This is a genomic window from Tissierella sp. MB52-C2 (assembly GCF_030931715.1).
In the GTDB taxonomy this organism is placed as follows: domain Bacteria; phylum Bacillota; class Clostridia; order Tissierellales; family Tissierellaceae; genus Tissierella.
On the sequence record NZ_CP133261.1, the window covers coordinates 2,846,680 to 2,873,598 of the forward strand.

The window sequence follows — 26,919 nt, forward strand, 5'->3', positions numbered from 1 at the left end:
TTTATAGCTTAGTGCATAATAGATAGCTTTCTTTTGACATTCTCTTTCATCTCATCTAGGGATTCTCCATAGTAACTTTTTGATAACTGCTTTATATTTGCTCTTCTATTCTTGATATTCTCACTTAAAGAGTATAAAATTGTATACGAGGTGATTTTGTGGATATTTATGAATCTCTTAAAACCTATTTTGGATATACAGAGTTTAGAGATGGCCAAGAAAAATTAATAAATGGAATATTAAATGGAAAAGATGTCTTAGGTATAATGCCTACTGGTGGTGGAAAATCCCTTTGTTATCAATTACCTGCAGTTTTATTAGATGGTATTACTATAGTTGTTTCACCTTTAATATCTCTTATGAAAGACCAGGTAGATTCCTTACAAGAAGTAGGAATATCAGGTACCTTTATTAACAGTACCTTAGATGATAGAGAATTTAATTATAGAATTCAGGAAATTAAGGAAGGAAAATATAAGATAATCTATGTGGCTCCTGAAAGATTGAATGTTTATTCCTTTCTCTCCTTACTTAACGATATAAAAATATCTATGGTTGCCATTGATGAAGCCCATTGTATTAGTCAATGGGGTCACGATTTCAGACCTTCTTATAGAGAAATTCCTAAATTTATTAGAAATCTTTCCCATAGACCTGTAGTATCCTGTTATACTGCAACTGCTACTAAGGAAGTAATTGAAGAAATCAAGGAATTAATAAATCTTAGAAACCCTATCGAATCTATCATTGGGTTTGATAGACCTAATTTATTTTATGAAGTAATTAAAATAAGTGATAAATATACTTATTTGAAAAATTACATAAAAAATAATCACTCTGATGAATCAGGAATCATCTATTGTGCAACAAGAAAAACTGTAGAAACCTTGACTCAAAAATTAGCCAATGATGGATTTTCAGTAGTAGCCTATCATGGGGGAATGACTGGAGATACCCGTCAAGAAAATCAAGATGATTTCATATTTAATAGAGTACAAATAATCATAGCAACTAATGCCTTTGGTATGGGAATAGATAAACCTGATGTTAGGTTTATAGTCCATTACAATATGCCTCAAAATATGGAATCCTACTATCAGGAAGCAGGTCGTGCAGGAAGGGATGGAGAAAATAGTCGCTGCACCCTTTTATATTCTCCGCAAGATATAGTAAAGCAAAAGCTTTTAATTCAAAATAATCCTATATCTTTAGAAAGAGAAACTCTACTTTATAAAAACCTTCAATACTTGGTGGATTACTGCCACACTAATGATTGTCTTAGAAATAATATACTGGAATATTTTGGAGAAAAAATCTCCTATGATAGCTGTGGCAATTGTGGAAACTGTTTAGATCAATCTGAAATGATGGATATTACCATAGAATCACAAAAAATATTATCTTGTATATATAGAATTCAAGAAAGATACGGCTTGACTACAGTAATTCAAGTTCTTAGGGGTTCAAAAAACAAAAGACTTCTTGAGGCAGAACTAGATAATGTATCTACCTATGGAATTATGAAAGAATATGGAGAAAATACATTAAGAGAAATAATCATGACTTTAGTATCCATGGGGTATATCTATATAACTACAGATAAATACCCTGTTTTAAGGCTAACAGCAAATGCTGGTAAAGTATTAAAAGGTGAGGTTAAAGTCCACCATAAAAAACATCTAATAGAAGTGAAATCCTCCATTGAAAAGAAACTTCCTATAGGTGACGTATTAGAAAACTTTAATGAAGAATTATTTAAGGAATTGAAGCTACTACGATATTCGTTATCTCAAGAAAATGGACTAGCTCCCTTTATGATATTCCATGATTCCACATTAAAGGAAATGGCTTCATTTTTTCCTCAAAATAAAGAATCTATGCTTATGATAAAAGGAGTAGGGATTAAAAAATATGAAAGCTATGGAGAAAGCTTTATAGATTTAATCAAAAATTATTGTAACAACAATGATATAGAATCTATAGAAGCCCCAGAAAAAATAGTTAGAGAAGATTTAGTAGATAGATATGAACTGACTTATAGCTGTTATCTAGAAGGGCTCTCCCTAGAAGAAATATCTATAAAAAGAAACTTCACTAAAAACACCATAATAGAACATCTTGCGAAATCTCAAGAGCAAGGAAAGATAGTGGATTGGCTAAGATTCATAGATGATCCCAGTAAAGAAGAAAAAATATTATCTGTAATAAACCAATTGGGATTAGAAAAATTAAAGCCTATTAAGGAAGCCTTACCTGAGGAGATTAGTTATGAAGATATAAAGCTGATAATAGCTAAAAATGAACTTAAATAAAGAATAGGAACTGCAAATTAATCTGTTCTTTTTATAAAAACAAATGCTCTTTTCTGGCAAGAGTCAAAATAAGATGAACGTCAGAAAGGAGCATCTTTATGTCAACATTATTAGAACTAATCAAAGCGGAATCTTAATTGTAACCAATCCTCCACCATTTACATCGTTGGATAATACAATATCTCCATAGTATTTTTTAATAATGGTATTAGCTATATATAAACCTAATCCATGATGTCCATTTTTCGTTCTACTTTCATCTCCCATTATTAGTTGTTCTTTTCCATGTCTTAGCATCTTTGGAGAAAATCCCTTACCTTCGTCTATTACTTCAATAATCAGGTGATAATTATCTATAAAACAATTAATCTTCACCGTAGAGTTATTTGGAGAAAAGTCTGCTGCATTTGCTATAATATTCATTATTCCACGCTCTAACTCATTTTTATATCCTTTTATATATAAATCTTCTTCAATCTCTATTTTCCAAATAATTTTAATATTTTTTGTTTTACCTAGGGCATTTCCTTGATTTCTCAAATGTTTTAACATCTTCACTACATAGATATTTTCATTTTGAGTACTATTTTCTGTCTGGTTTCTTGCAATAGCCAATAGACTTTGTATATATTCCTCCATCTGCTCACTGCTTTCTTCAATATAATTGCAATAGCTTTTCTGCTCCTCTGTTATATCGGTTTCCATGAGTAATCCCACATTACCTTTAACTATTGTAAGAGGAGTTTTTACATCATGGGCTAATGCAGAAATTTGTGCTCGTTTTTGTTGTTCTATTGCCCATTGTTCTTCTAATGCAATCTTTAAGGAATTTTTCATCTTATCAATTCCTTGAAGAACCATATTGATTTCTCTTAAATTACTATTTTCTATAGGGAAATCTAAATCTTGTTCTTCTATTTTTTTAGTTGCAGATAAAAGTAATTTTAATTCTTTATTAATCTTTTTAGCAAATCTATTTGATAACAAAAGTAGTACTATAATAAATTCTATAATAAATAATATAATTATTGTAATTTCTCCATTAGGTAAAATTGACCTTAGTTTTTCATTTTTATATTGTAAAGTAAGAGGATATTTTATTAGTAATATACCGTCTTCTCGTTTAATGCTAACTATATAATTCTTTCCCCCAGAAGACATCTTACTATTATTATAATTATCCCAAATTAGTTCTTGATCCACCTTAGAAAAATTTCCATACAAATAATCTCCATTATTTGAATAAACTCCAAAACTACACATAGGTGTAAGTAAATCTATTGTTACCTTAGGAGATTCTCTTAATTTCTCAAGATTATTTTGAATGATCTTCTCTGAATAATTAGCTGGATATACTCCAAAGGAAACTATAAAAATTAGATAATAATTAATTATTAGTAAAATTATAATAAAAATTCCAAGAGAGAATACATATTTTATAAAAGTTGACCTAAGTTCTTTTCCTTTTTTTAATCCCATTTGTACCCTACTCCCCAAACTGTCTTAATTGGCTCTTCATTAAATTTAAGGAATTTAGCCCGAATATTTTTTATATGTTCCACAATTGCACTTAAATTACTTTCCTTTTCAAATCCAAAAACTCTTTCAAATATTTGTTCCTTTGAAAATATCTGACCATGATTAAGAGCTAAGTATTCACTGATTTCATATTCACTTTTGGTAAGCTCTACTTTATCTTTCAATACGAAACATTCTTTACTAGTAATTAAAAATCTAATATTTCCTATACTCATAGAATTTATTTTTTCTCTTTGCTCTCTCCTAAGATGAGCATCTACCCTTGCACGTAATTCCTGAACTCCAAAGGGTTTAGTCAAATAATCATCAGCCCCTAAGCCTAAGCCTTTAATTATATCTGATTCTTCTACTTTTGCTGTAAGAAATAGAATTGGATAATCAACTTGCTCTCTTATTCTAGAACACAATTCAAATCCATCAATATTAGGCATCATAATATCTAGTATTATCAGATCATAGTAGTTTAAATTTTCATATAAAGCTTTTTCTGGTTGGTTTATTTTTTTAATACAATGACCACTTTTACTTAATATATTATCTACTAGATCTAGTATCCCTTTGTCATCATCTATTACCAAGATTTTCGCCATAAAATCCTCCTATTCTTCAGCTTTATTCCCTTCCCACTTTGTAAACCACATTAATACCATTATAAAAGCCATAATTGTTCCAACAAAAGCAATCTTAATACCTAAATTCAAAGATGGATCTACATAATTATTAAAGTTTTCATATTTTATCAGCAAAGAGTTAATAAATCTGATACTCCAAGCACATGGAAAAAATGGCCATCTTCCATCCCCCATCCCAGTTAGAAACAAAGCTGATATAAGTGATTCTACAATTCCAACTCCAATGGAAACTCCTTTTGAAAACCTGAAGCTTAGAAAAAAATGAAAAATATATTCAAATAGATTACTCCCAATCAATATACAAATAATAAATAAATACATATTAAAGGAAAAAATATTATTTCCTATATATGAAAAACCTATATAAAATCCAATGACAGATAGTATAGTACTTAGAAGCCCTAATCCTAAAGCCAATATATATTTACTTGCAAAGGATAAATTTTTAATCTCCGAACTAACTAATATATTTTGGAATCCTCCTGCCATATGTTCCTGTTCTGCTATTATTGAGGTAATTATTCCAATTAATATTGGAAATATCATACATAATACCTGTAAATATGCAGATATTTTACTAAAATCTGTCCATGAAGTATAAGAGTAATATCCTAAAAAAACAATCAAACCTAATAGGGGAACACAAAGATGAATCCATAATAATCCAGTGGATTTTAATTTTATTATATCAGTTTTTAATAGTCTTTTTAAATCATTCATTTAATTTACCTCCTTTTTCTTAAACCATATAGTGGTTAATATAGTTAATATAAGGAAAGCAACAATATTAATAAATATATCTCTTAATATAGTATTTCCATTTAATAGAGGACTATTTTCTGGAACTGGAAGTCCATTTGGTAAAATTTTAAGTATGGGACACATTAACGAAGATATTATTCCATAGGGAGAAAACTTCAAAAATGAATTAGTTCCAAAGTTTACTACTCCAAATATAGTCATTCCTATATTAAAAAGAACAGTAACAAACATATTAAACCTTGCAGTCAAGAATAAACTCATTGGAATCTGAAATAAAAATGTAATTATCAATATAATTGTAGCCAATATATTAGCCTTTAATGGTATTACAGGTTCATCTACAAATCCTATTATTATAATTCCCATCATAAATATTAAGCTAGTAATTATAGTTAGTATACTTATATATATTATTTTTCCTAACCATATATCTTTTTTGTCTGTAGGATATAATAAAATCCCTTTATATCCAACTTTTTTCTCCATTATAATTACTTGAGATGAAATAATAGCTAACATACCCGGAAGAAACATAGTATACCACCAATTATATGCTCCATTTTGACCTCCACCCCATGAAAATGAAAATAGAAGTGCAAGTAATGGTGTTATTATAATAAACTTATTTATTGATGTTCTTTTACTCTTTTGAAATTCTGATTTAATTATATCTATCATATATTTTCACCTCTATTTCTCTCTACAACATCTAAAAACAACTTCTCAAGATTATCTTCCTTATTGACCTTTCCATTGTATCCAAGGATTCCATTGGATATAATTCCTATTTCATCAGCTACTTGCACTACCTCTGATAAAATATGGCTAGATAAAATTACTGTAATACCTTTAGAAGGAAAGGATTTAATTAAATTTCTTAATTCTTCTATTCCAATTGGATCTAACCCATTAGTCGGTTCATCTAGTATAAGTAACTTAGGATTATTGACTATAGCCATTCCAAGACCTAATCTTTGCTTCATTCCCATGGAGAAATTCTTTACTTTCTTTTTACCCGATTCTTTAAGACCAATAATTTCTAATACTTCATCTGCCCTTATATAAGGAAGTCCATAAAGGGTGCAAGCTATTTTCAAATTTTCCATTGCAGTTAAATTAGGATAGATTGCAGGACTTTCTATTAATGCACCTATATCCTTTAAATTCTTTCTAGACCATAGATTATTTTCAAATAATATTTCTCCAGAAGAAGGTTTCATAATTCCTGTAATCATTTTCAAAGTAGTAGATTTTCCTGCTCCATTAGGTCCAAGTAGACCAAATATAGAGTTTTTTCTTATGGACAAGGAAACGTTCTTTACAGCTATTTGAGTTTTGAATTTTTTAGTTAAGCCTTTTATTTCTAAAATATAATTTGACATACTCAACTTACCTCCCATATTTTAATTTAATCAACAATTAAAGTATAGGAGGTAATTATAAGGAATTTATAAGGAGATATAAAAATAATCACCTTGGATTAATCCAAGGTGATTATTTGTCTCATAACTTATTAATTAATTACCAAAAATATCATAAAAATCCTTAAACGCTTTCTTGCTCTTAGCTATTTCTGAGGCTTTCACTCCTAATACCGATATTGTTATACTATCCGCAGATTTTCTATCTATATTAGATACGGCTGTATTTCCTTTTCCATCATCTATAAAATATTTAATATAGTCTAAGTTATCAATAAGCGAAAATAATATTAATGATTGAGATTTCCATTCCTCATCTAAACTTACTATATTTCCTTTAAAATTCACTTGTAATCCGTAGGGTTCTTCCTTTGTGAATAATTCAATTCCATTTCTAGTTAAGCTCTCTGGAAATTCTATTAGACTTAATATTTTAGAAACCTTTGAATTATCTCCTATTTTAGTTCCTTTCATCTCATATAATCTGCTCATATTATCCGCATCTTTATTTTCTATTAATTTAAATTCCTTTCCATTATATAATATATCCATTGATGTTGCTGTATCTATATAACCATAGAATTGATTCTCAAATATAATATTATCTGCTACTAATTCTTCTTTGCCTTTATTTGATTTAATTAAACTATATTGTTCATCTTTATATCTAATAAATAATATAGTGTTTTTAGATATACTTGTAGGCATGAAATCAAAGCTATCACCATCAGTAACCTTCTTCACTTCAGCTGTATTTAAATCATATTCATAAATATTGTGAGGCTGATTATACCAATCTTCAAAGGCTTTGTTATAGTCTTCTATATTAGAAGGATCTATGCTGGAAGTTGCAGAATATAACAGTTTCTTTCCATCTTTTGTAAAGCTTGGAGTCATGGCTACTAGATTTTTATCCATAAAATTAATAGTTTTATATGTTTTATCCTTATTTATATCAAGTAAAATTACTTCCTTATCTAAGACCATTTCCCTGCCGCTGCCCTTAATTACACTAACCAAATTATTATTCGTCGGATTTATAGCTATATTGTTTTTTCTAGGAAGTACTATTAAATCCTCTTCCTTGCCACTTCCGTATATATCACTAAAATCTGTATGGTTCTTCTCTTTTACATCGTATACTCCTATACCACCTATATCTGCACTTAAGGAACCTGATGCAAACCTCTCCATAATATAGATGTCCCTTCCATCATTACTTATATCCCATATAGTAGGGTCATATCCAATCATTTCATCAGTAGACTTTTTTCCTTCTATTATAATATTAGTTGCGCCAGTTTTAAGGTCTATTTCTACAATACCTTCAGTATATTGAAAATCTCCTTCACTTGTAGACCATTTACTTATTCTTTTACCATATAATTTATCCTTTGAGGATTTAAAATTATAATAATAGTAATCATCTTTGAGGGCTACCCCTTCCTTATTTTTATAATTGAATTTGGTAAACCCACTCTTATTTGTAGAATATACTAAGGACTCATTATCAATCCAATCATAGGATGCTATTTCTTTATCTATTTCTTCAAATTTATCATTTTCTATATCGTATATATAAAGATTATTATCTTTCGTATAAGCTATATAGTCACCAGTTTTTGAAATAATTGGATTACTAAATCCACTTCCTTCATGTATCTTAATCTCTTCATCATCTAAATAAGTAAAATACAAGCCATCAGTTTTAATATACGATATAATAGGACTATATTTAGTTGCTATACTTTTTGGTATTATACTACAGCTAATAATAAAACCCGACATTAATATAATTGCTAATACAAATATAGATTTTATATATCTCTTTTTTGAGTCTTTTCTAAAAAATATTATATTTTCAAGTCTAGATTTTAATCGTTTTCCATCTGTACCCATGGAAGTAGTCAAAGTTCTACCTATAATAGAATTATCCATCAGCTTTAGAATAGCTTCACAGTAATATTTTCTTTCTTCTTTTCCCATTTGACCTACTACTTTTTCATCTATGGAATATTCACAGTACATATCCATTTTCTTTAATGCAATATAACTAATTGGATTAAACCAATGAATTATATTTATAAGAAATCCAAAATGTTTTATTAAAATATCCTTTCTTCTATAATGATTTAATTCATGTAAGAATATCATTCTAAGAGTTTCCCCATCTTTATCTATATTTGGAATTAATATAATAGGATTAAGTATTCCCATTAACATAGGTGAACTTATATTAGCACAATATCTTAGTGGTATCTTCCTTTTAATTTTTAAATTAGACCTACATATATTAAATATTTCCAGTATATAAGCATCCTTTATTTCTATACTATCTCTTAAAACATTAGTTTTAAATTTGATATAAGAATTCATTTTCAATAAAAACAAAGTAATCATTCCAACTATCCAAGCATAAAAAATTATATTTTTATTAAAATTAAAACTAAATTTATTTTTATTACTATCTAACTTATTGTAAACTTCATTTCCTATTTTAGTAGAATCTTCATATTTTTGATCTTTAGGTTGTTGTACCTTTATATTTTCGATTTCTTGTGTCTTTTTTATATCTTCACTTTGAGTTATATTTGTTTTAATCGTTTCTACTGGAATCAAAGATTTCCTTAAAGTAGGAGGAATTTCTATAAAACTTCCTATTGGTAAAATAAAAAATACTAAAATAATAATAGATATTTTATAATGCCAAGATGAGTTGAAATTCTTCTTAGTAAATGGATTTATAGATAAAAATATAAAAAATATAATACTTCCCGTAATAGACATTCCAGTTATATATTTTAAAAATTCCATTTTATATCCTCCTTATCCAATCCTTCAATTCATCTATATCTTCTTTTTTAATCTTTTTAGTATTATATAATGAAGCTATTAAAGATTTTACACTTCCGTCATACATATCCTCAATAAAGTCATTAGCTTGATATGATTTATATTCTTCTTTACTAATATTAGGAGAATAGTAGTTAATTCTACCTTCTTTTCTCAGACTCAAAACATTTTTATCTACTAATCTATTTGCTAGAGTAAGTATAGTTGTCAATTTCCAAGAATTATCTTCCCCTAATTTTTCAACAATATCTGCTGTTGTAACTTCTCCTTCTTCATTCCAAATGATTTTCATAATTTCATATTCTGCATCTGAAATTTTAGCTATTTTCAAATTAAACACTCCTTTATATTCTACATGGTGTAGAGTCGACGTTGTTTTTATTTTACATCTTGTAGAATATAAAGTCAATAGATTTAATTTTAAATGGTATAATGTTAACTCCGGATATTATATACATAAAAAAATGAAAAGTGAATAAATACTCACTTTTCATTTTTAATTTTTCACTTATTCTATTTATGAAGTATTGGTGATACCCTTTTATATACTAATAATGTTATTGCAGTTACTATAACTCCCTTTAATAGATTAAATGGTACTACTGAAATTAACATTAAAGATCTTAAATCTGTAATATTTTTATTTATAGCTGTTCCCATATCGATAAATACTTGTATATTCTGTCCCATTAATTTTGCATATAATGGAAACATTATAAAGTAGTTTGCAAGAGTAATAACTATGGTCATAGCTACAGTTCCTAGGCTAAGTCCTATTACAGCCCTGCCAAATGTTTTTTTCTTGTAATATACAAATCCTGCAGTGTATGCAAATACTGAACCTACTACGAAATTTGCTACCTCTCCTACCCCTCCAGTTGTACTTCCTTCCACTAAAAGGTTTAATACATTTTTCAAAAGTTGAATAATTACTCCTGCCATAGGTCCTATGGCAAAAGATCCAATAAGTGATGGTAGATCACTAATATCAAATTTCATAAAGGTTGGTGCTAAAAATGGTAATGGAATTTCAAAAAACATTAAAATAAATGAAATTACTCCTAATACTGAAATCTTTACCATGGTTTTAGTGTTCCATGACTCTCTGCTTAATGTGTACATAAAAGATCCCTCCAAATTTTTATTTTCTCGGGATTATCATTGCCTTTGACCTACATCAACTTAACTTAGTTCGCTAAGTTAGGTCATATCACGTAGTCTCACTGCACAAATTCATTTGCTCACTATTGTTCGCATGAATTTGGCGTTCGTTACGTTTGACCTACATCAACTCACTATCGTTCGCTGTGTTAGGGCATAAAAAACCCCGAAGAAAATCTTCGGGGTACAAAAATAGACAAGGTCTATTACATCTTCTTCCATCCAGACTGTAACTGTCGGCCTTGGAATCTAACCAAGTCAACCGATTGCTCGGCTCGCGGGCTTTACCGCCGGTGAGGATTTTCACCTCCCCCTGAAGATATATCTCAATTTCATTATATTCTCATATCTAATAGATGTCAAGTTCTATCTATAGTCCTTCCACTTTTTCTATAGATTCAGTGTAGTATGTGTTCAATACTTTCATATAGCCATTAAACATACTATTTACTTCGTCATTTCCGGTATCTACTAAAAGTGGTCTTCCTTCTAAGGATAAAATTTTATTCTTTGGTGCTACAATAAAAATATTTTGTTTTCCTACTCTTTTAATTACTTCTGCACTGATTTGTTGATTACCTCTACCAAATATATAGCCTTGACCACCTATTATAGTGACTACTATTTTTGCCTTATGTCCATCTATTATATCTAGTATCTCTTTTTCGTTTACATCAGATCCTATTAACTCTTTGTTCTTTACTATATCAATACCCAATAATGTATTAGGTAAATCTAACTTTTCCATTATTGGTCTAGTGGATGTTCCAGAACCTATGATAAAGAATATATCTGGTGCTTCTTCCATTTCTTCTATTATCCTATCTGCAATTCCGTCTAAAGCAGCCTCCTCTGTACCTAACCCACCTGATTTAGTTGCTTGCATTAGTTCTGGTTCCAATGGAATATTCATATATCCATATAGTTTTGCCGTAACTACTCCATCCCTAAAAGCCTCTTCGTCTATATCCATTACTTCTGCCTCTTTTATTTTCATATCTTCATTTTGAAAATATTTAAGAGCTAACTCTCCACCAGCCTTTGGATGATTTGCATATACTCCAGAGTGGATTTTTACTCCTGCTGGTATTCCTACCACCGGAATTGTTGTACCTACGGCATTATAAATATTTCTAGCAGTTCCATCTCCACCTGCAAAAAGAATTAAGTCTACTCCACTTGCTATCATCTTTTTAGCAGCTTCCTCTGTATTTTCTGGACCAAAACCTTCCTTATCTTGTTTCAAAACTATTGGTTGGAATCCTAATTCTATGGCTTCATCCTCTCCCATAGCCCCTGGATAAGTGTAAATTTCCAATTTATCTTTAATAGGTAATAATTCCTTTAATGCTTTTTTTGCCTTTTCTGGTGATTCAGGTGTTGCACCTAGACTTTTTGCTTTTTCTAGAACTTCTGGACCATCAGTCCCCTTAAGTCCTACTCTCCCCCCCATTCCTGCAATGGGATTAACTATAAAACCTAATTTCACAAAAGCACCTCCTTAGGTCAATCTATTATCTTTTATCTTTTATAAACTATTTCTCCATTGATTATTGTAACATAAGTCTTAGCGTCTATATCTTTAATAGGGTTTCCATCAAATATTGCTATATCTGCATCTTTTCCTACTTCTATACTTCCTATTCTATCTTGTAATCCTACTATTTCTGCTGGATTTATTGTAATTGCCTTTAATGCATCTATTTCAGAAAGTCCTGCGTTATGAGCTAATCCTGCACATAATGGTAGGTGTTGTAAAGGAATTACTGGTGAGTCTGTAGTTATGGCAACCTTAACTCCTGCTTCAGTTAATACCCTTGGAGTATCAAAGGATTTATTTTGTAATTCAAATTTAGATCTATTGCCGAATGTTGGTCCTACTATGGCTGGCTTTCCTTCTTTCACTAGTTCATCAACTATTAAATGCCCCTCTGTACAATGATCTAATGTAATATTTACATCAAACTCCTTAGCTATTCTAAGGGACGTAAATATATCATCAGCTCTATGAGCATGGGCCTTTAAAGGAATTTCTTTTTTGAGTACTGGTATTAATGCTTCCATTTTTATATCGTAATCAGGCATCTTTGACGTTTCTTCTGCTTTTTCCTTTTTTTCCATATAAGATTTTGCCTTAAATAATGTATCCCTAAGTATGGCAGCTGTTGCCATTCTAGTCATAGGAGTTTTATTTTGTCCATTATATACTCTTTTTGGATTCTCACCAAAGGCAATTTTCATAGCAATAGGATTTTTTATAATCATATTATCTATTCTATTACCATAAGTCTTTATGGCTACAAAAGTACCACCTATTACATTAGCACTACCTGGACCAGTTACGGCAGTAGTTACTCCTCCTTCATAGGCTTCCCTAAAGGAAATATCCATAGGATTAATCCCATCAATAGCTCTCATATGTGGAGTTACAGGATCTGTCATTTCATTTCCATCACTACCTTCAAATCCTATGCCTTCTTCCCACATACCTAAATGACAATGGGCATCTATGAATCCCGGAGTTACCATCCTGCCTTCTGCATCAATTATCTCTGCATCTAATGGAGCAATAATGTCTTTCCCTACTTCTACTATCTTACCCTCTTTTATAAGGATTGAACCATTTTCTATTACTTCTCCTGCCATAGTATATATTGTACCATTTTTAATAAATACCATTATAATTTCCCCCTATTTTTTATTTCGTTACTCTAAGTAATATTATATATATAATATTTCGATAATTCAATAATTATTTAAAAGACAGGAAAAACATCTGATCCTTCGTTACACTTAGGATAGCAAACCTTCTTCACTGTCTTTAACTATTCACTGCTTTTAAACTTCCTTCATACTTAATGCAATTCTACCTCTTTCCATATCTACTTCTATTATCCTAACCTTAACCACATCTCCTACTTTAACTACTTCCTTAGGATGTTTTATAAATTTATTGGAAAGCTGTGATATATGCACTAATCCATCCTCTTTTACTCCTATATCTACAAATGCACCAAAATCCACTACATTTCTTATGGTTCCATTTAGCTCCATGCCTTCTTTTAAGTCCTCAATCTTAAGTACATCCTGTCTTAAAATAGGCTTTGGCATCTCATCCCTTGGATCTCTCCCTGGTTTTTCCAATTCCTTGATTATATCCTCAAGAGTAGGTACTCCTACATTTAACTCTTCTGCTATTTTTTCTATTTCTTCCTTAGTATAATCCATCTTTAATAGTTTTTCTGCTACTTCATAAGACTCTGGATGGACTCCCGTATTATCCAATGGATTATCTCCGCCTGGAATACGCAAGAACCCTGCACATTGGATAAATGTCTTTTCCCCTAATCCTTTCACCTTAAGAAGTTCTTTTCTATTACTAAACTTACCCTTTTCTTCCCTAGCCTTAACTAAGCTATTGGCAACCCTAGTGGATATTCCAGCTACATACTTTAGTAAAGATGAACTGGCAGTATTTAGATCTACTCCAACAGTATTTACACAATCCTCAACAACTCCAGTCAAAGCCTCATCAAGTTTGCCTTGATTTAAATCATGCTGATATTGACCTACCCCTATATGTCTTGGTTCTATTTTTACTAATTCTGCCATTGGATCTTGTAATCTTCTACCAATGGATACTGCCCCTCTAATAGATACATCTAAGTCTGGAAATTCCTTTATACCTACTTCTGATGCAGAATAAATAGATGCACCTGCTTCACTGACTATTATATAAGATATTTCTTTATCTATTTCTTTTAACATTTCAGCTACTACCATTTCAGTTTCACGAGAAGCTGTACCATTTCCGATGGAAATCAATTCTACATTATATTCTTTAATTAGATCCTTTAATTTAGATTTTGTTTCTTCCACTTTATTTTGAGGCTCTGTAGGATATACTGTAGTATAACTCATCATCTTCCCTGTTTCATCTACTACTGCAACTTTACATCCAGTTCTAAATCCCGGGTCTATGGCCATTACATTTTTCCCCTTAATAGGTGGCTGCATAATTAATGGTGTTAGATTTAATGCAAATACTTTTATGGCTTCTTCTTCTGCCCTTTCAGTTAAATTGTTCCTTATTTCTCTTTCTAATGAAGGAAATAAAAGTCTCTTATATCCATCTTCTATGGCTCTTTGTATATATGAGGCAGTGTCCTTGTTTTTATCCTTCACTAATCTTTCGATTAATAGTTCAGCCAAATCTACTCCATCCATATCTAAACTTACCTTTAGCTTCTTATCCTTTTCTCCTCTATTTATGGCCAATATTCTATGGTTAGCCACTGATTTTACAGGCTCTTTATAATCATAATACATCTCATATACAGTTTTTTCTTCTTTATCTACTGCATCTGTAGTTAAAATCCCCTTATTATTTATGATTTTCTTAATAAATTCCCTATTATTAGCATCATCTGATACTATTTCTGCAATAATATCCATGGCTCCTGCCAAGGCCTCATCTTCGTTATTTACTCCTTTTTCTTCATCTACGAAAGCAACAATGGATTCTCTAAATTGTTCACCATTTAAAGTTTGATTGAAAATAATATCTGCAAGAGGTTCAAGTCCCTTTTCCTTAGCAATAGTTGCCCTAGTCCTTCTCTTTGGCCTAAATGGTCTATATAAATCATCTATTCTTTGTAATGTATCTGATGTTAGAATATCATTTTTTAGTTCATCTGTTAATTTTCCTTGTTCATCAATTAATCTAATAACTTCTTCTTTTCTGGCTTCTAAATTTCTCAAATATGTAAGTCTATTGGATAAATCTCTAATAACCATATCCTGTAATTCTCCAGTTTGTTCCTTTCTATATCTGGCTATAAAAGGTATGGTATTACCTTCATCTAATAATTCCACTGTGTTTTTTACCTGAAAAGGTTTTAGTTTAAACTCATCAGTAAGTACTTTTAAAATATCCATATCCATCTTCCCTTCAATTAATTTACTATATCTATTATTCTCCATAAAAGTCAAAATCCCTTCTATGAAAGGGATTTTTGTTTTAAATATTCATTTATAAAAATATCTATATCTCCATCCATTACTCCATATACATCTCCAACTTCCATATTTGTTCTATGATCTTTCACCATACTATAAGGATGGAATACATAAGATCTTATTTGAGACCCCCAAGCTATTTGGCTATAGCTTCCCTGTAAGTCTTCAATCTTTTCTTTTTGTTCTTCTTCCTTTAATTGAATAAGCTTAGCCTTTAGCATATTCATAGCTGTTTGTCTATTTGTAGTCTGTGAACGTTCATTTTGACATTGAACTACAATTCCAGTAGGAATATGAGTTATCCTTACGGCAGAATCTGTAGTATTAACGTGCTGCCCACCAGCACCACCAGCCCTATAGGTATCTATCTTTAAATCGGAAGCACTTATTTCAATATTTACTTCACCTTCTATTTCAGGGTATACATCAATACTTGCAAAGGAAGTATGTCTTTTACCTGCTGAATCAAAGGGGGATATTCGCACTAATCTATGGACTCCCTTTTCTGACTTCAAATATCCATAGGCATTATATCCTTTAATAAGAAGAGTCACAGATTTTATACCGCCTTCTGTATCAGCTAAAAGGTCTAGTGTTTCAACTCCAAATCCTTTACCTTCTGCCCATCTTCTATATAGCCTTAAAAGCATTTCAGCCCAATCTTGAGCCTCAAGTCCTCCAGCTCCTGAATGTATAGAAAGAATAGCATTGTTTTTATCAAATTCTCCTGAAAGCAAAGTATTTAACTTAAATTTGTCTGCCTCTTCAGCTATGTCATCAAGCCCTTTTTCTATTTCTTTATACATATCATAGGCTTCTTCTTCTAGGACTAAATCCATAAGGGCTTCTAAATCCTCTATGGAATTTATCAACCCTTCATATTCTTCTATCTGATTTTTAAGGGCCTTAATTTCTTGCATAGTTTTTTGTGCAGTATCCACATCTTTCCAAAAATCCTCTTCATAGGATTTCTGCTCCAAATCAAGCCCTTTCTCCCTTAGCCCCTCAATGTCAAAGTGAAACACCTAATTCTTTAACCATATCTTTTATATCATGAAGTCTTTCTTTATCTAAATAAATATCTTGCAATATATCACCTCATTTTTTTAGTGAACTACTGATACCTATTCACTATTTACTACTTTTTATTGTCCACAACATTTTTTATACTTCTTGCCACTGCCACAAGGACAAGGATCGTTTCTGCCTATTTTTGATTCCTTATTCACTATAGTTGTATTTATTTGATCAGCATTAGTAGATATAGGCTCTGCTACTTTCTTTCTTTGAACTTTTTCTGGACTTTGTACCCCATATAAAAGCCTTACTGTGTCTTCCCAAATACTATGAGTCATTTCGTTAAACATATCATAGCCTTCATTTTGATATGCACGAACTGGATCCTCTTGTCCATAGGCTCTAAGTCCAATTCCCTGTCTAAATTGATCCATGGCATCTATATGATCCATCCACTTACTATCTACTATTTGAAGCAGAATTACCCTTTCTACTTCTCTAAATCTTTCTTCACCAAATTCCGTTTCCTTAGCCCTATATTTTTCTTCAGCTATTTCCATTATCTTATTTATTAAATCTTCCTTAGTAAGGCTTTCTATGTCATCAAATGATAAAAATCCTTTATCAAAACTAAAGAGATTTATTAAATAATTTTCTAATCCTTCCATATCCCACTCTTCTGGATATTTACTTTGACTAGTATACATCTCTACATTGTCTGTTACTAAGGATTTAATCATTTCTTGAATATGAGAACGAATATTCTCTCCTTCTAATACCTTTCTTCTCTCTCCATAGATAACTTCTCTTTGCTTATTCATTACATCATCATATTTTAATACGTGTTTTCTAATGGCAAAGTTGTTGCTCTCTACTTTTCTTTGAGCATTTTCTATGGATTTAGTCAACATAGAATGTTCTAGCGGTTCGTCTTCAGGCATCTTCAGGGTAGTAATTAAATTCATTATTCTTTCTCCGCCAAATAGCCTCATTAAATCATCTTCTAAGGATATATAAAATCTTGAAGAACCAGGGTCTCCCTGTCTACCAGCACGACCTCTTAACTGGTTATCTATACGTCTTGACTCATGTCTTTCTGTACCAATTATATGAAGTCCACCTGCTTCTATTACTTTTTTATTTTCTTCATCAGTTTGAATCTTATATTTATCATATAATTTTTTATATATATCTCTTGCTTCTAAAATTTCCTCATCATCACCATAGTAGAAACCATCTACAATACCTAGGATTTCATCATTAAATCCTTTCTTTTTCATCTCCAGCTTTGCAAGGAATCCTGGATTACCACCTAAGGTAATATCTGTACCTCTACCAGCCATATTAGTAGCTATGGTAACTGAACCATATCTACCTGCCTGAGCAACTATTTCTGCCTCTCTCTCATGTTGTTTAGCATTTAATACTTCATGAGGTACTCCTTCTTTTTTAAGAAGTTTTGAAAGTATTTCAGATCTTTCAATAGATATGGTACCAACTAATATTGGTTGACCAGTGGCGTGTTTCTCCTTTATCTCCCTAACTACTGCTCTGAATTTAGCTTCTTCATTACGATAAATAACATCAGCTAAATCTGCCCTAGCTATTGGTCTGTTAGTAGGGATTTCCACTACGTCCATATCATATATTTCTCTAAACTCTGATTCCTCAGTTTTAGCGGTACCAGTCATACCGGATAATTTGTCATACATTCTAAAGTAGTTTTGGAATGTAATAGTTGCTAAAGTCTTTGATTCAGATTTTACATTTAATCTTTCCTTTGCTTCTATGGCTTGATGAAGACCATCACTATATCTTCTACCATACATAAGTCTTCCTGTAAACTCATCTACTATGATTACTTCTCCATCTTTTACTACATAGTCAATATCTCTTTTCATTACGGAGTTAGCCTTTAATGCTTGGTTAACATGGTGAGCTACTTCCATATTGTCCATATCTGATAAGTTTTCTATACCAAAAAAGGACTCAGCTTTTTCAGTACCTTTTTCAGTAATAGAACAGGACCTAGCTTTTTCATCTATTAAATAATCTACAGTTTCTTCTTTAATCTCTCTATTAAATGGATCTGGTTTGTCTTCATTTGGATCTAATTTTCTACTAGTTAGAGTTCTTACGAAATTATCGGCAACTTCATAAAGCTTAGTAGATTTGTCTCCAGCCCCTGAAATTATAAGAGGAGTTCTAGCCTCATCTACTAAAATACTATCTACCTCATCTACTATGGCATAATATAAATGTCTCTGAACCATTTCCTCTTTATAGATAACCATATTGTCCCTAAGATAGTCAAAACCAAATTCATTGTTTGTACCATAAGTAATATCACAATTATAAGCTGCTTTTCTTTCTAGGTTATTTATACCATGGACAATACAACCCACTGTAAGGCCTAAGAATTCGTGAACCTTACCCATCCATTCCTTATCTCTTTTGGCCAAATAATCATTTACTGTGATTATATGAACACCTTTACCTGTTAAAGCATTTAGATACGCTGGTAAAGTAGCCACTAAAGTCTTACCTTCACCAGTTTTCATTTCTGAAATTCTACCTTGATGTAGGATAATACCACCTATTAACTGCACTTTAAAATGTTTTAGGCCTATTACTCTATAAGATGCTTCTCTTACTACTGCAAAAGCTTCTGGTAAAATATCGTCCAAAGTCTCACCATTATTTAGTCTATTCTTAAATTCTATAGTCTTTCCTTTTAGTTGTTCGTCTGTTAATTTTTGCATATCCTCATCTAAAGATATTATCTTATCTACTAGATGGTTAATCTTTTTTATTTCCCTATCACTGTACGTTCCAAATATTTTATCAAATAGGCTTGCCACTTCAAACCACACCTTTCAACCTTCAATATAATAACCATCATATTATTTTAACATTTATTTAATTTTCTTTCAACTATTAAGATAGACATAGAAAAAGCAGGATATACTCCTGCTTTTCCCAATCTATATTAAATTTCTGGTTCTATTATTCCATAATTTCCATCTTTTCTCTTGTAAACCACTCTTACATCTTCATTTTCTCCATCCATAAATACAAAGAAATTATGTCCCAGTAGTTCCATTTGCAATATTGCCTCTTCAGATGACATTGGCTTTAGTCCAAATTTTTTCCTTCTAACTAGCTTTGGCTTTTCAATATCATCTTCACTCTGCAAAGGTACTATATTTTCAAATCTAATGGTTTCATTATTGTAAAGTCTTTTTTGTAGCTTTGTCTTATGCTTTCTTATTTGCCTTTCTAATACATCTACAGATTTATCAATAGATGCATACATATCTTCTGTTGCCTCTTCTGCCCTAATAATAGTGCCAGGTAGGTTTATGGTTACCTCAATAATCTTTCTGTTCTTTTCTGAACTGAATGTTACATTACCTTCGATATTTTGTTGGAAATACTTGTCCAATTTACCTAACTTTTTCTCTGTCACATCTCTTAAAGCATCTGTTATTTCCATGTTTTTTCCAGTAAATTTTAATATCATAAACCCAACTCCTTTCATATAAGCTATATGCTTATATTGTCTATAGTATTATTATACCCGCAAAATTAATATAATAACAAAATTAAAAATTATTAAAATTAAAAATTAATCAAGTTTATCCACAATATGTATAAATAATCAACATTTTGAAATCAATAACCAACAATTAACATGATGTTTTCTGTGGATAATGTGTATAAACCTGTGCAAAACTGTCTATAATCTAATTTTAACTGTTTTTACCTGTGGATACATTATGGACAAGTGGTGGATAAATTGATAAAAAAATAGAAAGGCTAACCTTTCTATTTTTTTTCATCTATTAGCATACTTCCCACTGCTTCGTAGTTATATCCCTTATACGCTCTTTTAGCTTCCTTTACCTGTTTTAAATCTGACTTTATCTTATCCACATTGGATTTCATCTTTGTTGTATTATTCTTATCTATAATCGATATATTATTTAATATTGTATTTATTTCTGAGACAATCTCTTTTAAAGATTTTATATTGGAATATTTTTGTATATCGATTTTATCTAAGCTGGTTATCTGTTCTTCCATTTTTATTTGATTATATAGATTTAGAAATTCCTTATCTATAATATCTATTTTTTCTATTAACTTCTCTTTTGTTAATAGTGCTTCATTTAATTCTTCCATTTGTTCATTTTCAATGAAATCCTTTTGTAATTTAGTAATTTCTAGAATCTCATTTAAGATAGATTTTTTTTCTTTTGAAAGTTCTATCATTCTTTTTACATTATCATAAGTCATTTCCACACCTACTTAGCCTGATAAACTTTTTGTTTTATCTGTTTTACAACTTCTCTCCATGTATCTCGCATTTCACTTACTATATCAAGCGCTTCATCTATAGGTTTGATATCCTTATTTATATTTGCATCTACCAACTTTGATAAAACAAATTCATATAGCTCCCTTAATCCCTTAGATATTTCTTGATTCATATCTAAAGAATAGTTTAATTCTATAATTATATCCTGTGCTCTTACCAGTGAAGTATGTGCCTTTTCTAATTCCTTATTTTCTATACTATACTTCCCAATATTCATAAACTTAATTGCACCATCATATAACATGAGAGTAAGTTCTTCTGGAGTCGCTGTCAATATACTATTTTGTTTGTACTTATTTAATGCATCATATGACATTATCTTCTCTCCTTAATTATTTCATTAACTGCTGCCCTATCCAGCCACTTTGGCTATTCATTTGAGCCAGCGCCTTTTCCATACTTGCAAATTTAGCATAATATGATTGTTCTTTTCTTGCAAGTAATATATTTAAATTGTCTATTCTCCTATCCATTTCACTTACTTCTTTATCTAAGTCTGATATACTTGATTTCGAAGTTACAAAATCTGTCAACATAAATGGATTTACAGTTCTAAGTAAATCAGCATCTTCTCCTGGACCAGACTTGTTTATGATAGATTTCATTCCATCTATTAGATTATCGTAGACAGTAGTGAATATACCATTATTTTTCTTCAAATATTCTTTATTCTCTTTTTCATATTTACGTAATGCTTCATTGTATAATTTTAAGTCCTTATTATAATCCTCCATAGCTTTAGCAAGTTCTTCCTCTGATAATCCTTCTTTTTCAACAGGATTCGGTTTATTTGGTTTGCCAGGCTTTGACGGGACTTCCTTAAATAGCAACTCCATAACTCCCTCTGGATCTTCCATAATTGCTTTTCTAAGCTTATCTTCGTCTATTTGAAGTTTACCACCTGCTGATCCTTTAGCGTACTTTTCAGTGCTTATACCTATTTGTGTAATATGTTTAAAGTTACCCTCGGTCTCTAAAGTCCTGTATAAATCATTTCTTACAGTTTGAAGAATTCTAGTAAGGTTTTCATCTCTATTTAGCATACCTGATTTTGCTTTTTCTGTCCATAGCTTTACATCATCTTCGTGCATTGCTTTTTTCTCGTCTTGAGATAAAGGCTGATAGTCTGAGTATCTTTTTTCACTTATGGCACCTGATGCCATATCCACTAGATTGTTATAATCATCTATAAGCTTTGTAATTTTATCGAATATACCATCTACATTGGTATCTACATTTATATTAGTAGTACCTTCTGCTTTAAGTTCGATATCTAACCCGTTTAAATTTATATTGTTAGAAGAGTACTCTAGTGTTACTCCATTATATTTGATTTTAGCATTTTCACCATTTAAATTTTCTAAATTTGCACCTTCAAATACTTTTCCATCTATCGATTTAGCGGTAGTATTTTTAAGTGCCTTAACGAAACTTTCTCCATCAGTATCAGTAGTTACTTCAATGTCAATTGTGCTATCTTTTCCAGTTGTTGTATTCTGCATAAATATTCTTCCATTATTAGAATCATAAAAAGCAGTTACTTTTGTGTCTTCTGTTTTAGCATTAATTGCCTTTACAACATCTGACATTGTAACATTTTCTCCAGATGCGTTTACTTTAATCTCTTGTCCATTTATTGTAAAAGTCATTCCATCCACAAGTTTATCTTGTTCATCTTTCATATAAGCACTGGCAAAACTGCCCGATGAAGCTAGGCTCTCCACCTTAATACTATAGCTTCCATTAACAGTATCCTTACCAGATTTTACAGTAGCCACATTCTCATTAGATGATATAGCTTTTCTAACATAATCCAAATTTTTATAAGAACTTCCAAATATTGCTCCTGTACTAGTTGTCTTATTTAAACCCAATTCCTTCTTAGTATTCAATATAAAGTTAGCAAACATCTTGTTCATACTATTGTATGCTTCTTGTCTCCATAAGGATATTTGTCTAGATTGTTCATATCTGCTGACCTTTAATCTCTCTGCTTTCATCATACTTTCAACCATCATATCTGTATCCATACCTGATGCTAATCCTGGTATTCTTAAACTCATAAAATCACCCCTATATTTTTTTATCCACTATTATCCCAGCAACTTCCCACATAGATGCTACAATATCTAGTATCTTCTCTGGTGGAAGTTCTCTAATTACTTCATCTGTTGTTACATCTATGACTTTAACCATTATTTGTTTAGTCTTTTCATGTATTGAAAATTCAAATCTTCTATCATATATTATAAAATCTTTATTTGCCTTTTCTATTAAACCTATTACATCTTCCTCTGAAATACTTTTATTTCCCATTTGAACTGGTTCGTCAAGCTTCCCTTTTCTTGCCGCAATGTCATTGCTGCTATTCATGGTTATATTATTTTGCATCTGATTAGTTCTTTGACTTACATTAGATATTTGCATTGTATTTCCCCCTCTTATCCTCTTCTATTTACTATATCGGCTAATAAAAGCCTTTACTTTAACAAATATAAGGAAAATAAATAACTCCGATTTCTGATATCAAACATCAAAAATCGGAGCTATCTATTATATTAAAAACTGCTATCGTCTACGCCATCTAACCAATCTTTAATAGGACCTACTACTCTTTTAATTGTTCCGTCTCTAAAAGGATTTTCTAAATTAGCTAAGTCTACTAATTCTAGGAAAGGCTTACTTCCTCCAGCTTTGCAAAGTCTTAGATAATCTTCCCAAGCCTTTTTCTTATCCTCTCTTATTTTTATCCAAAATTGGAATGCACATACTTGAGCTAAAGTATAGTCTATATAGTAAAATGGACTGCTAAATATATGCCCTTGTCTAAACCAATATGTTCCTTTGCTTAGAAAATCATTATCTGCATAATCCCTAAATGGTAAGTACTTACCTTCTATATCTCTCCATTTAGCCTTTCTCTCCTCTGATGTTGCTGTTGGATTTTGATATACATAATGCTGGAACTCATCTACAGTTACTCCATATGGTATAAATGTAACTGCTCCTGATAAATGACTAAACTTATATTTTTCTACTTCATCTTGGAAGAAAAGTTCCATCCATGGCCATGTGATGAACTCCATACTCATTGAGTGAATTTCACAAGCCTCCAATGTTGGAAATCCATATTCAGGAAGTTCTAATCCCATGCTCATATATGTTTGGAATGCATGACCTGCCTCATGGGTCAATACATCTATATCTCCAGATGTACCATTAAAATTTGAAAATATAAATGGTGATTTGTAATCTGGGATAATAGTACAATATCCACCTGCCATTTTTCCATTCTTGCTAACTAAATCTAACAATTCTCTATCTAACATAAAATTAAAAAATTCATCTGTTTCAGGAGATAACTCCTTATACATTTTCTTTCCATTTTCTATAATCCAATCTGCATCTCCCTTTGGAGTTGCATTTCCCGTTGTATATTCCAATGGTTCGTCATAATACTTCATTTCCTTAAGATCTAATCTCTTTCTCTGTCTATCCTTTAATTCTGCCGCCACTGGAACTAAATCTTCATATACTTGCCTTCTATAGTTACTAACCATAGCTGCATCATAATCAGATCTACCTAATCTTTTATATCCCATTTCTACATAATCTGTAAAACCTAAGGCCTTAGCCATTTTATCTCTTACCTTAACTAATTCATCATAAATTCTATCGAATTCAGCTTCATTGGCTTTAAAAAATTCTGTTGTAGTTTCTGATGCCTTCTTTCTCATATCTCTATCCTTTGATTCTAGGAAAGGTTTCATTTGACTTAGGTTTCTTATTTCTCCTTCAAAGGAAAGTTTAGCTGAAGCTATTAATTTATCATATTCTGTTACTAATTTATTTTCCTTCACAAGGTCCTCTATTATATCTTCTGAAAATGTTTGTAGCTGAAGTTCTGCTAAAGTGAATACTTGTTTTCCCCAATATTCTTGTAATTCCTTTCTAAATTTGGAATTAATCAATTCCTTATAAAACTTAGAAACTAAATTTTCAAACTTTGGTCTATTTTCGTCTATAAAATCATTTTCCTTTGCATAAAATTCATCTTCTGTATCTATGGAATGTCTAATGCTTACTAAAGTTGACATAGTATCCACATGATTTCTTATCTTATTGATCTCTTTCATCACCTGATTTTGCTCTTCAAAAGTTTTGGATTCATTAAATCTTTGTAAGGCTTCATTAAATTCATCTGTGATCTCACCTAGGTCTGGTCTTTCATATTTAAAATCTTTAAACTTTAACATACTTTTCCCCCTCTCAATAGTTATAATTATTATTTTACCAAATATTACATAAAATTAGTATATTAATGTTTTATTTCTTGATTTTTACTCATAAAAGATTTAATATTATACTTATATTTAAAATAGTAGATAAATCATAATAGGGAATAATATTATCTACTATATTATTTATTAATAATAATTTGGAGTGTGATAGTATTGTCTGGTGATTCGGTTGGACAAATTATAGTTTTATTTATTCTTATCGGGCTTTCTGCCTTTTTCTCTGCATCTGAAACTGCCCTTGTCTCTTTGAGTAAAATTAGATTAAGAAAAATGGTTGAAGATGATGAAAAAAATGCAAAGCTAATCAATAAGCTTGTAGATAATCCAAATAAATTACTAGGTGCCATTTTAATAGGCAATAATATAGTAAATATTGGAGCGTCTGCCTTGGCTACTACCATAGCTGTTGATATTTATGGCTCCAAGGGAGCACTAATATCTACTATAGTTATGACTATATCCATACTTATTTTTGGAGAAGTAACTCCAAAATCTTTAGCAGCTCAAAACTCAGAAAAAACTTCTATTAAAGTTGCTAAGCCTATACATTTAATTACCATAATTCTAATGCCTTTCATTACCGTTCTTACTTTTATAACAAATGGACTAGTTAGATTGCTAGGTGGTACTATAAATTCTAATCAACCTTTAATTACAGAGGAAGAATTAAAAACTATTGTGAATGTAAGTCTTGAAGAAGGTGTATTAGAAGGAGACGAAAGACAGATGATTTATAATGTTTTTGAGTTTGGCGACTCTCAAGCCAAAGATGTAATGACTCCACGAACTAATATGGCTGTAGTAAATGTCAATTCAACCTATGAGGAATTATTAGAATTTTTACAGGAAGAGAATTTCTCTAGAATTCCAGTATATGAAGAGGATATAGATGATATAATTGGTATAATGCACGTAAAAGAACTTATACTTTACTTAGATCATAAAGATAATTTTAATTTAAGAGATATAATTAGACCCGCATACTTTACTCATGAGTTTAAGTCTACAGCAGAACTATTTGATGAAATGAGGCTAAAACGTATTCCTGTGGCCATTATTTTAGACGAATATGGCGGTACTGCTGGTATGGTAACTACAGAGGATTTAGTTGAGGAAATTGTTGGAGAAATTAAAGATGAGTACGATGAAGAACATGAAGAAATAGAGGTAATTCGTGAAGACGAATATTTAGTAGATGGAAGTACAAAGCTTGATCTTCTTAATGAAATGATAGGAACTACTATAGAATCTGAAGACTTCGATTCCATAGGTGGTTTTATAATTGGAATCCTTGACCGTTTTCCTGAAGAATATGAAACTATTGAATATGAAAATATTAAATTTATAATAGAGAACGTCGATAAAAATAGAATCGAAAAAGTGAGGATACTTACTTAAAGTAGGAATATTGTTATTGACAAAATAATAATATTAAAATATAATGGTAAAAACTGTACATTGAACTAAAGCTTTAATTGAATAACTTACAACTTTGAACAATATGAGCCCTTCTTTCTTAGT

Annotated in this window: 21 protein-coding genes and 1 riboswitch; of the genes, 2 read left to right on the forward strand and 19 right to left on the reverse strand. The window is 30.7% G+C overall.

Annotation, left to right across the window (positions count from 1 at the left end; genetic code table 11):
- Nucleotides 1-158 precede the first annotated feature (158 nt).
- Nucleotides 159-2,312, forward strand: a complete 2,154-nt coding sequence (gene recQ / locus RBU61_RS14580; RefSeq protein WP_308876233.1) for a DNA helicase RecQ — start codon at nucleotides 159-161, stop codon at nucleotides 2,310-2,312.
- A 120-nt stretch (nucleotides 2,313-2,432) separates the two neighbouring features.
- Here the strand turns inward: recQ and RBU61_RS14585 are convergent, their stop codons facing one another.
- The 19 genes from RBU61_RS14585 to RBU61_RS14675 form a co-directional block, all read right to left on the reverse strand.
- On the reverse strand, nucleotides 2,433-3,791 hold the full coding sequence (locus RBU61_RS14585) for a HAMP domain-containing sensor histidine kinase (protein ID WP_308876235.1): 1,359 nt from the start codon (nucleotides 3,789-3,791) through the stop codon (nucleotides 2,433-2,435).
- Nucleotides 3,782-4,441, reverse strand: a complete 660-nt coding sequence (locus RBU61_RS14590; RefSeq protein WP_308876237.1) for a response regulator transcription factor — start codon at nucleotides 4,439-4,441, stop codon at nucleotides 3,782-3,784. Before RBU61_RS14590 ends, RBU61_RS14585 begins: the two co-directional genes overlap by 10 nt.
- A gap of 9 nt (nucleotides 4,442-4,450) precedes the next feature.
- Entirely contained in the window at nucleotides 4,451-5,203 is a 753-nt protein-coding gene (locus RBU61_RS14595; protein WP_308876239.1) for a lantibiotic immunity ABC transporter MutG family permease subunit, read from the reverse strand.
- Nucleotides 5,204-5,923, reverse strand: coding sequence for a lantibiotic immunity ABC transporter MutE/EpiE family permease subunit (locus RBU61_RS14600; RefSeq protein WP_308876241.1), 720 nt, complete (start codon nucleotides 5,921-5,923; stop codon nucleotides 5,204-5,206).
- Nucleotides 5,920-6,627 carry a lantibiotic protection ABC transporter ATP-binding protein gene (locus tag RBU61_RS14605; protein ID WP_308876243.1) on the reverse strand — a complete coding sequence of 236 codons (708 nt, stop codon included), beginning with the start codon at nucleotides 6,625-6,627 and terminating at the stop codon, nucleotides 5,920-5,922. The genes RBU61_RS14600 and RBU61_RS14605 overlap by 4 nt, the downstream gene beginning before the upstream one ends.
- Before the next feature lie 135 nt (nucleotides 6,628-6,762).
- Complete coding sequence (locus RBU61_RS14610; protein ID WP_308876244.1) at nucleotides 6,763-9,480, reverse strand: M56 family metallopeptidase; 2,718 nt, start codon at nucleotides 9,478-9,480, stop codon at nucleotides 6,763-6,765.
- 1 nt (nucleotide 9,481) lies between these two features.
- A complete protein-coding gene (locus RBU61_RS14615) occupies nucleotides 9,482-9,850 on the reverse strand; it encodes a BlaI/MecI/CopY family transcriptional regulator (protein ID WP_308876246.1) in 369 nt (122 codons plus the stop codon).
- Nucleotides 9,851-10,032: 182 nt separating this feature from the next.
- Nucleotides 10,033-10,641 carry an ECF transporter S component gene (locus RBU61_RS14620; protein WP_308876247.1) on the reverse strand — a complete coding sequence of 203 codons (609 nt, stop codon included), beginning with the start codon at nucleotides 10,639-10,641 and terminating at the stop codon, nucleotides 10,033-10,035.
- Nucleotides 10,642-10,886: 245 nt separating this feature from the next.
- Nucleotides 10,887-11,005: riboswitch (FMN riboswitch) on the reverse strand.
- 45 nt (nucleotides 11,006-11,050) lie between these two features.
- On the reverse strand, nucleotides 11,051-12,169 hold the full coding sequence (locus RBU61_RS14625; protein ID WP_308876248.1) for an ATP-NAD kinase family protein: 1,119 nt from the start codon (nucleotides 12,167-12,169) through the stop codon (nucleotides 11,051-11,053).
- 32 nt (nucleotides 12,170-12,201) lie between these two features.
- Nucleotides 12,202-13,359: an amidohydrolase gene (locus RBU61_RS14630; RefSeq protein WP_308876250.1), complete on the reverse strand. Its 1,158-nt coding sequence runs from the start codon at nucleotides 13,357-13,359 to the stop codon at nucleotides 12,202-12,204.
- Between the two features lie 159 nt (nucleotides 13,360-13,518).
- On the reverse strand, nucleotides 13,519-15,618 hold the full coding sequence (locus RBU61_RS14635; RefSeq protein ID WP_308879829.1) for a Tex family protein: 2,100 nt from the start codon (nucleotides 15,616-15,618) through the stop codon (nucleotides 13,519-13,521).
- 62 nt (nucleotides 15,619-15,680) lie between these two features.
- Nucleotides 15,681-16,788, reverse strand: a protein-coding gene (prfB, locus tag RBU61_RS14640) for a peptide chain release factor 2 (RefSeq protein ID WP_374212451.1) whose coding sequence is annotated in 2 segments (ribosomal slippage) — nucleotides 15,681-16,712 and nucleotides 16,714-16,788 — 1,107 coding nt in all. Because the reading frame shifts where the segments join, the coding sequence is not laid out codon by codon here.
- 56 nt (nucleotides 16,789-16,844) lie between these two features.
- Nucleotides 16,845-19,577, reverse strand: a complete 2,733-nt coding sequence (gene secA / locus RBU61_RS14645; protein ID WP_308876252.1) for a preprotein translocase subunit SecA — start codon at nucleotides 19,575-19,577, stop codon at nucleotides 16,845-16,847.
- A gap of 128 nt (nucleotides 19,578-19,705) precedes the next feature.
- Nucleotides 19,706-20,239 carry a ribosome hibernation-promoting factor, HPF/YfiA family gene (hpf, locus tag RBU61_RS14650; RefSeq protein WP_308876254.1) on the reverse strand — a complete coding sequence of 178 codons (534 nt, stop codon included), beginning with the start codon at nucleotides 20,237-20,239 and terminating at the stop codon, nucleotides 19,706-19,708.
- 305 nt (nucleotides 20,240-20,544) lie between these two features.
- A complete protein-coding gene (locus tag RBU61_RS14655) occupies nucleotides 20,545-21,015 on the reverse strand; it encodes a flagellar export chaperone FlgN (protein ID WP_308876256.1) in 471 nt (156 codons plus the stop codon).
- An 8-nt stretch (nucleotides 21,016-21,023) separates the two neighbouring features.
- The gene (gene fliS / locus RBU61_RS14660; protein WP_308876258.1) at nucleotides 21,024-21,413 is read right to left on the reverse strand and encodes a flagellar export chaperone FliS; all 390 of its coding nucleotides are present in this window, start codon (nucleotides 21,411-21,413) and stop codon (nucleotides 21,024-21,026) included.
- Nucleotides 21,414-21,429: 16 nt separating this feature from the next.
- Nucleotides 21,430-23,160: a flagellar filament capping protein FliD gene (gene fliD, locus RBU61_RS14665; protein ID WP_308876260.1), complete on the reverse strand. Its 1,731-nt coding sequence runs from the start codon at nucleotides 23,158-23,160 to the stop codon at nucleotides 21,430-21,432.
- 10 nt (nucleotides 23,161-23,170) lie between these two features.
- Nucleotides 23,171-23,524 carry a flagellar protein FlaG gene (locus RBU61_RS14670; RefSeq protein ID WP_308876262.1) on the reverse strand — a complete coding sequence of 118 codons (354 nt, stop codon included), beginning with the start codon at nucleotides 23,522-23,524 and terminating at the stop codon, nucleotides 23,171-23,173.
- A gap of 131 nt (nucleotides 23,525-23,655) precedes the next feature.
- Nucleotides 23,656-25,353 (reverse strand): M3 family oligoendopeptidase, encoded by a 1,698-nt coding sequence (locus RBU61_RS14675; protein ID WP_308876264.1) that lies wholly within the window; start codon nucleotides 25,351-25,353, stop codon nucleotides 23,656-23,658.
- 198 nt (nucleotides 25,354-25,551) lie between these two features.
- Here RBU61_RS14675 and RBU61_RS14680 point away from each other — a divergent pair, with 198 nt between their 5' ends.
- Nucleotides 25,552-26,796, forward strand: a complete 1,245-nt coding sequence (locus RBU61_RS14680; RefSeq protein WP_308876266.1) for a hemolysin family protein — start codon at nucleotides 25,552-25,554, stop codon at nucleotides 26,794-26,796.
- Nucleotides 26,797-26,919 lie beyond the last annotated feature (123 nt).

What these genes read in the sequence shown, in the direction of transcription:
- RBU61_RS14655 (WP_308876256.1), bottom strand. Translation starts at nt 21,015, where the DNA reads ATGACTTATGATAATGTAAAAAGAATGATAGAACTTTCAAAAGAAAAA.
- hpf (WP_308876254.1), bottom strand. Translation starts at nt 20,239, where the DNA reads ATGATATTAAAATTTACTGGAAAAAACATGGAAATAACAGATGCTTTA.
- RBU61_RS14590 (WP_308876237.1), bottom strand. Translation starts at nt 4,441, where the DNA reads ATGGCGAAAATCTTGGTAATAGATGATGACAAAGGGATACTAGATCTA.
- RBU61_RS14605 (WP_308876243.1), bottom strand. Translation starts at nt 6,627, where the DNA reads ATGTCAAATTATATTTTAGAAATAAAAGGCTTAACTAAAAAATTCAAA.
- RBU61_RS14630 (WP_308876250.1), bottom strand. Translation starts at nt 13,359, where the DNA reads ATGGTATTTATTAAAAATGGTACAATATATACTATGGCAGGAGAAGTA.
- RBU61_RS14670 (WP_308876262.1), bottom strand. Translation starts at nt 23,524, where the DNA reads ATGCAAATATCTAATGTAAGTCAAAGAACTAATCAGATGCAAAATAAT.
- RBU61_RS14595 (WP_308876239.1), bottom strand. Translation starts at nt 5,203, where the DNA reads ATGAATGATTTAAAAAGACTATTAAAAACTGATATAATAAAATTAAAA.
- RBU61_RS14675 (WP_308876264.1), bottom strand. Translation starts at nt 25,353, where the DNA reads ATGTTAAAGTTTAAAGATTTTAAATATGAAAGACCAGACCTAGGTGAG.
- RBU61_RS14585 (WP_308876235.1), bottom strand. Translation starts at nt 3,791, where the DNA reads ATGGGATTAAAAAAAGGAAAAGAACTTAGGTCAACTTTTATAAAATAT.
- fliD (WP_308876260.1), bottom strand. Translation starts at nt 23,160, where the DNA reads ATGAGTTTAAGAATACCAGGATTAGCATCAGGTATGGATACAGATATG.
- fliS (WP_308876258.1), bottom strand. Translation starts at nt 21,413, where the DNA reads ATGTCATATGATGCATTAAATAAGTACAAACAAAATAGTATATTGACA.
- RBU61_RS14620 (WP_308876247.1), bottom strand. Translation starts at nt 10,641, where the DNA reads ATGTACACATTAAGCAGAGAGTCATGGAACACTAAAACCATGGTAAAG.
- RBU61_RS14610 (WP_308876244.1), bottom strand. Translation starts at nt 9,480, where the DNA reads ATGGAATTTTTAAAATATATAACTGGAATGTCTATTACGGGAAGTATT.
- RBU61_RS14635 (WP_308879829.1), bottom strand. Translation starts at nt 15,618, where the DNA reads ATGGATATTTTAAAAGTACTTACTGATGAGTTTAAACTAAAACCTTTT.
- RBU61_RS14600 (WP_308876241.1), bottom strand. Translation starts at nt 5,923, where the DNA reads ATGATAGATATAATTAAATCAGAATTTCAAAAGAGTAAAAGAACATCA.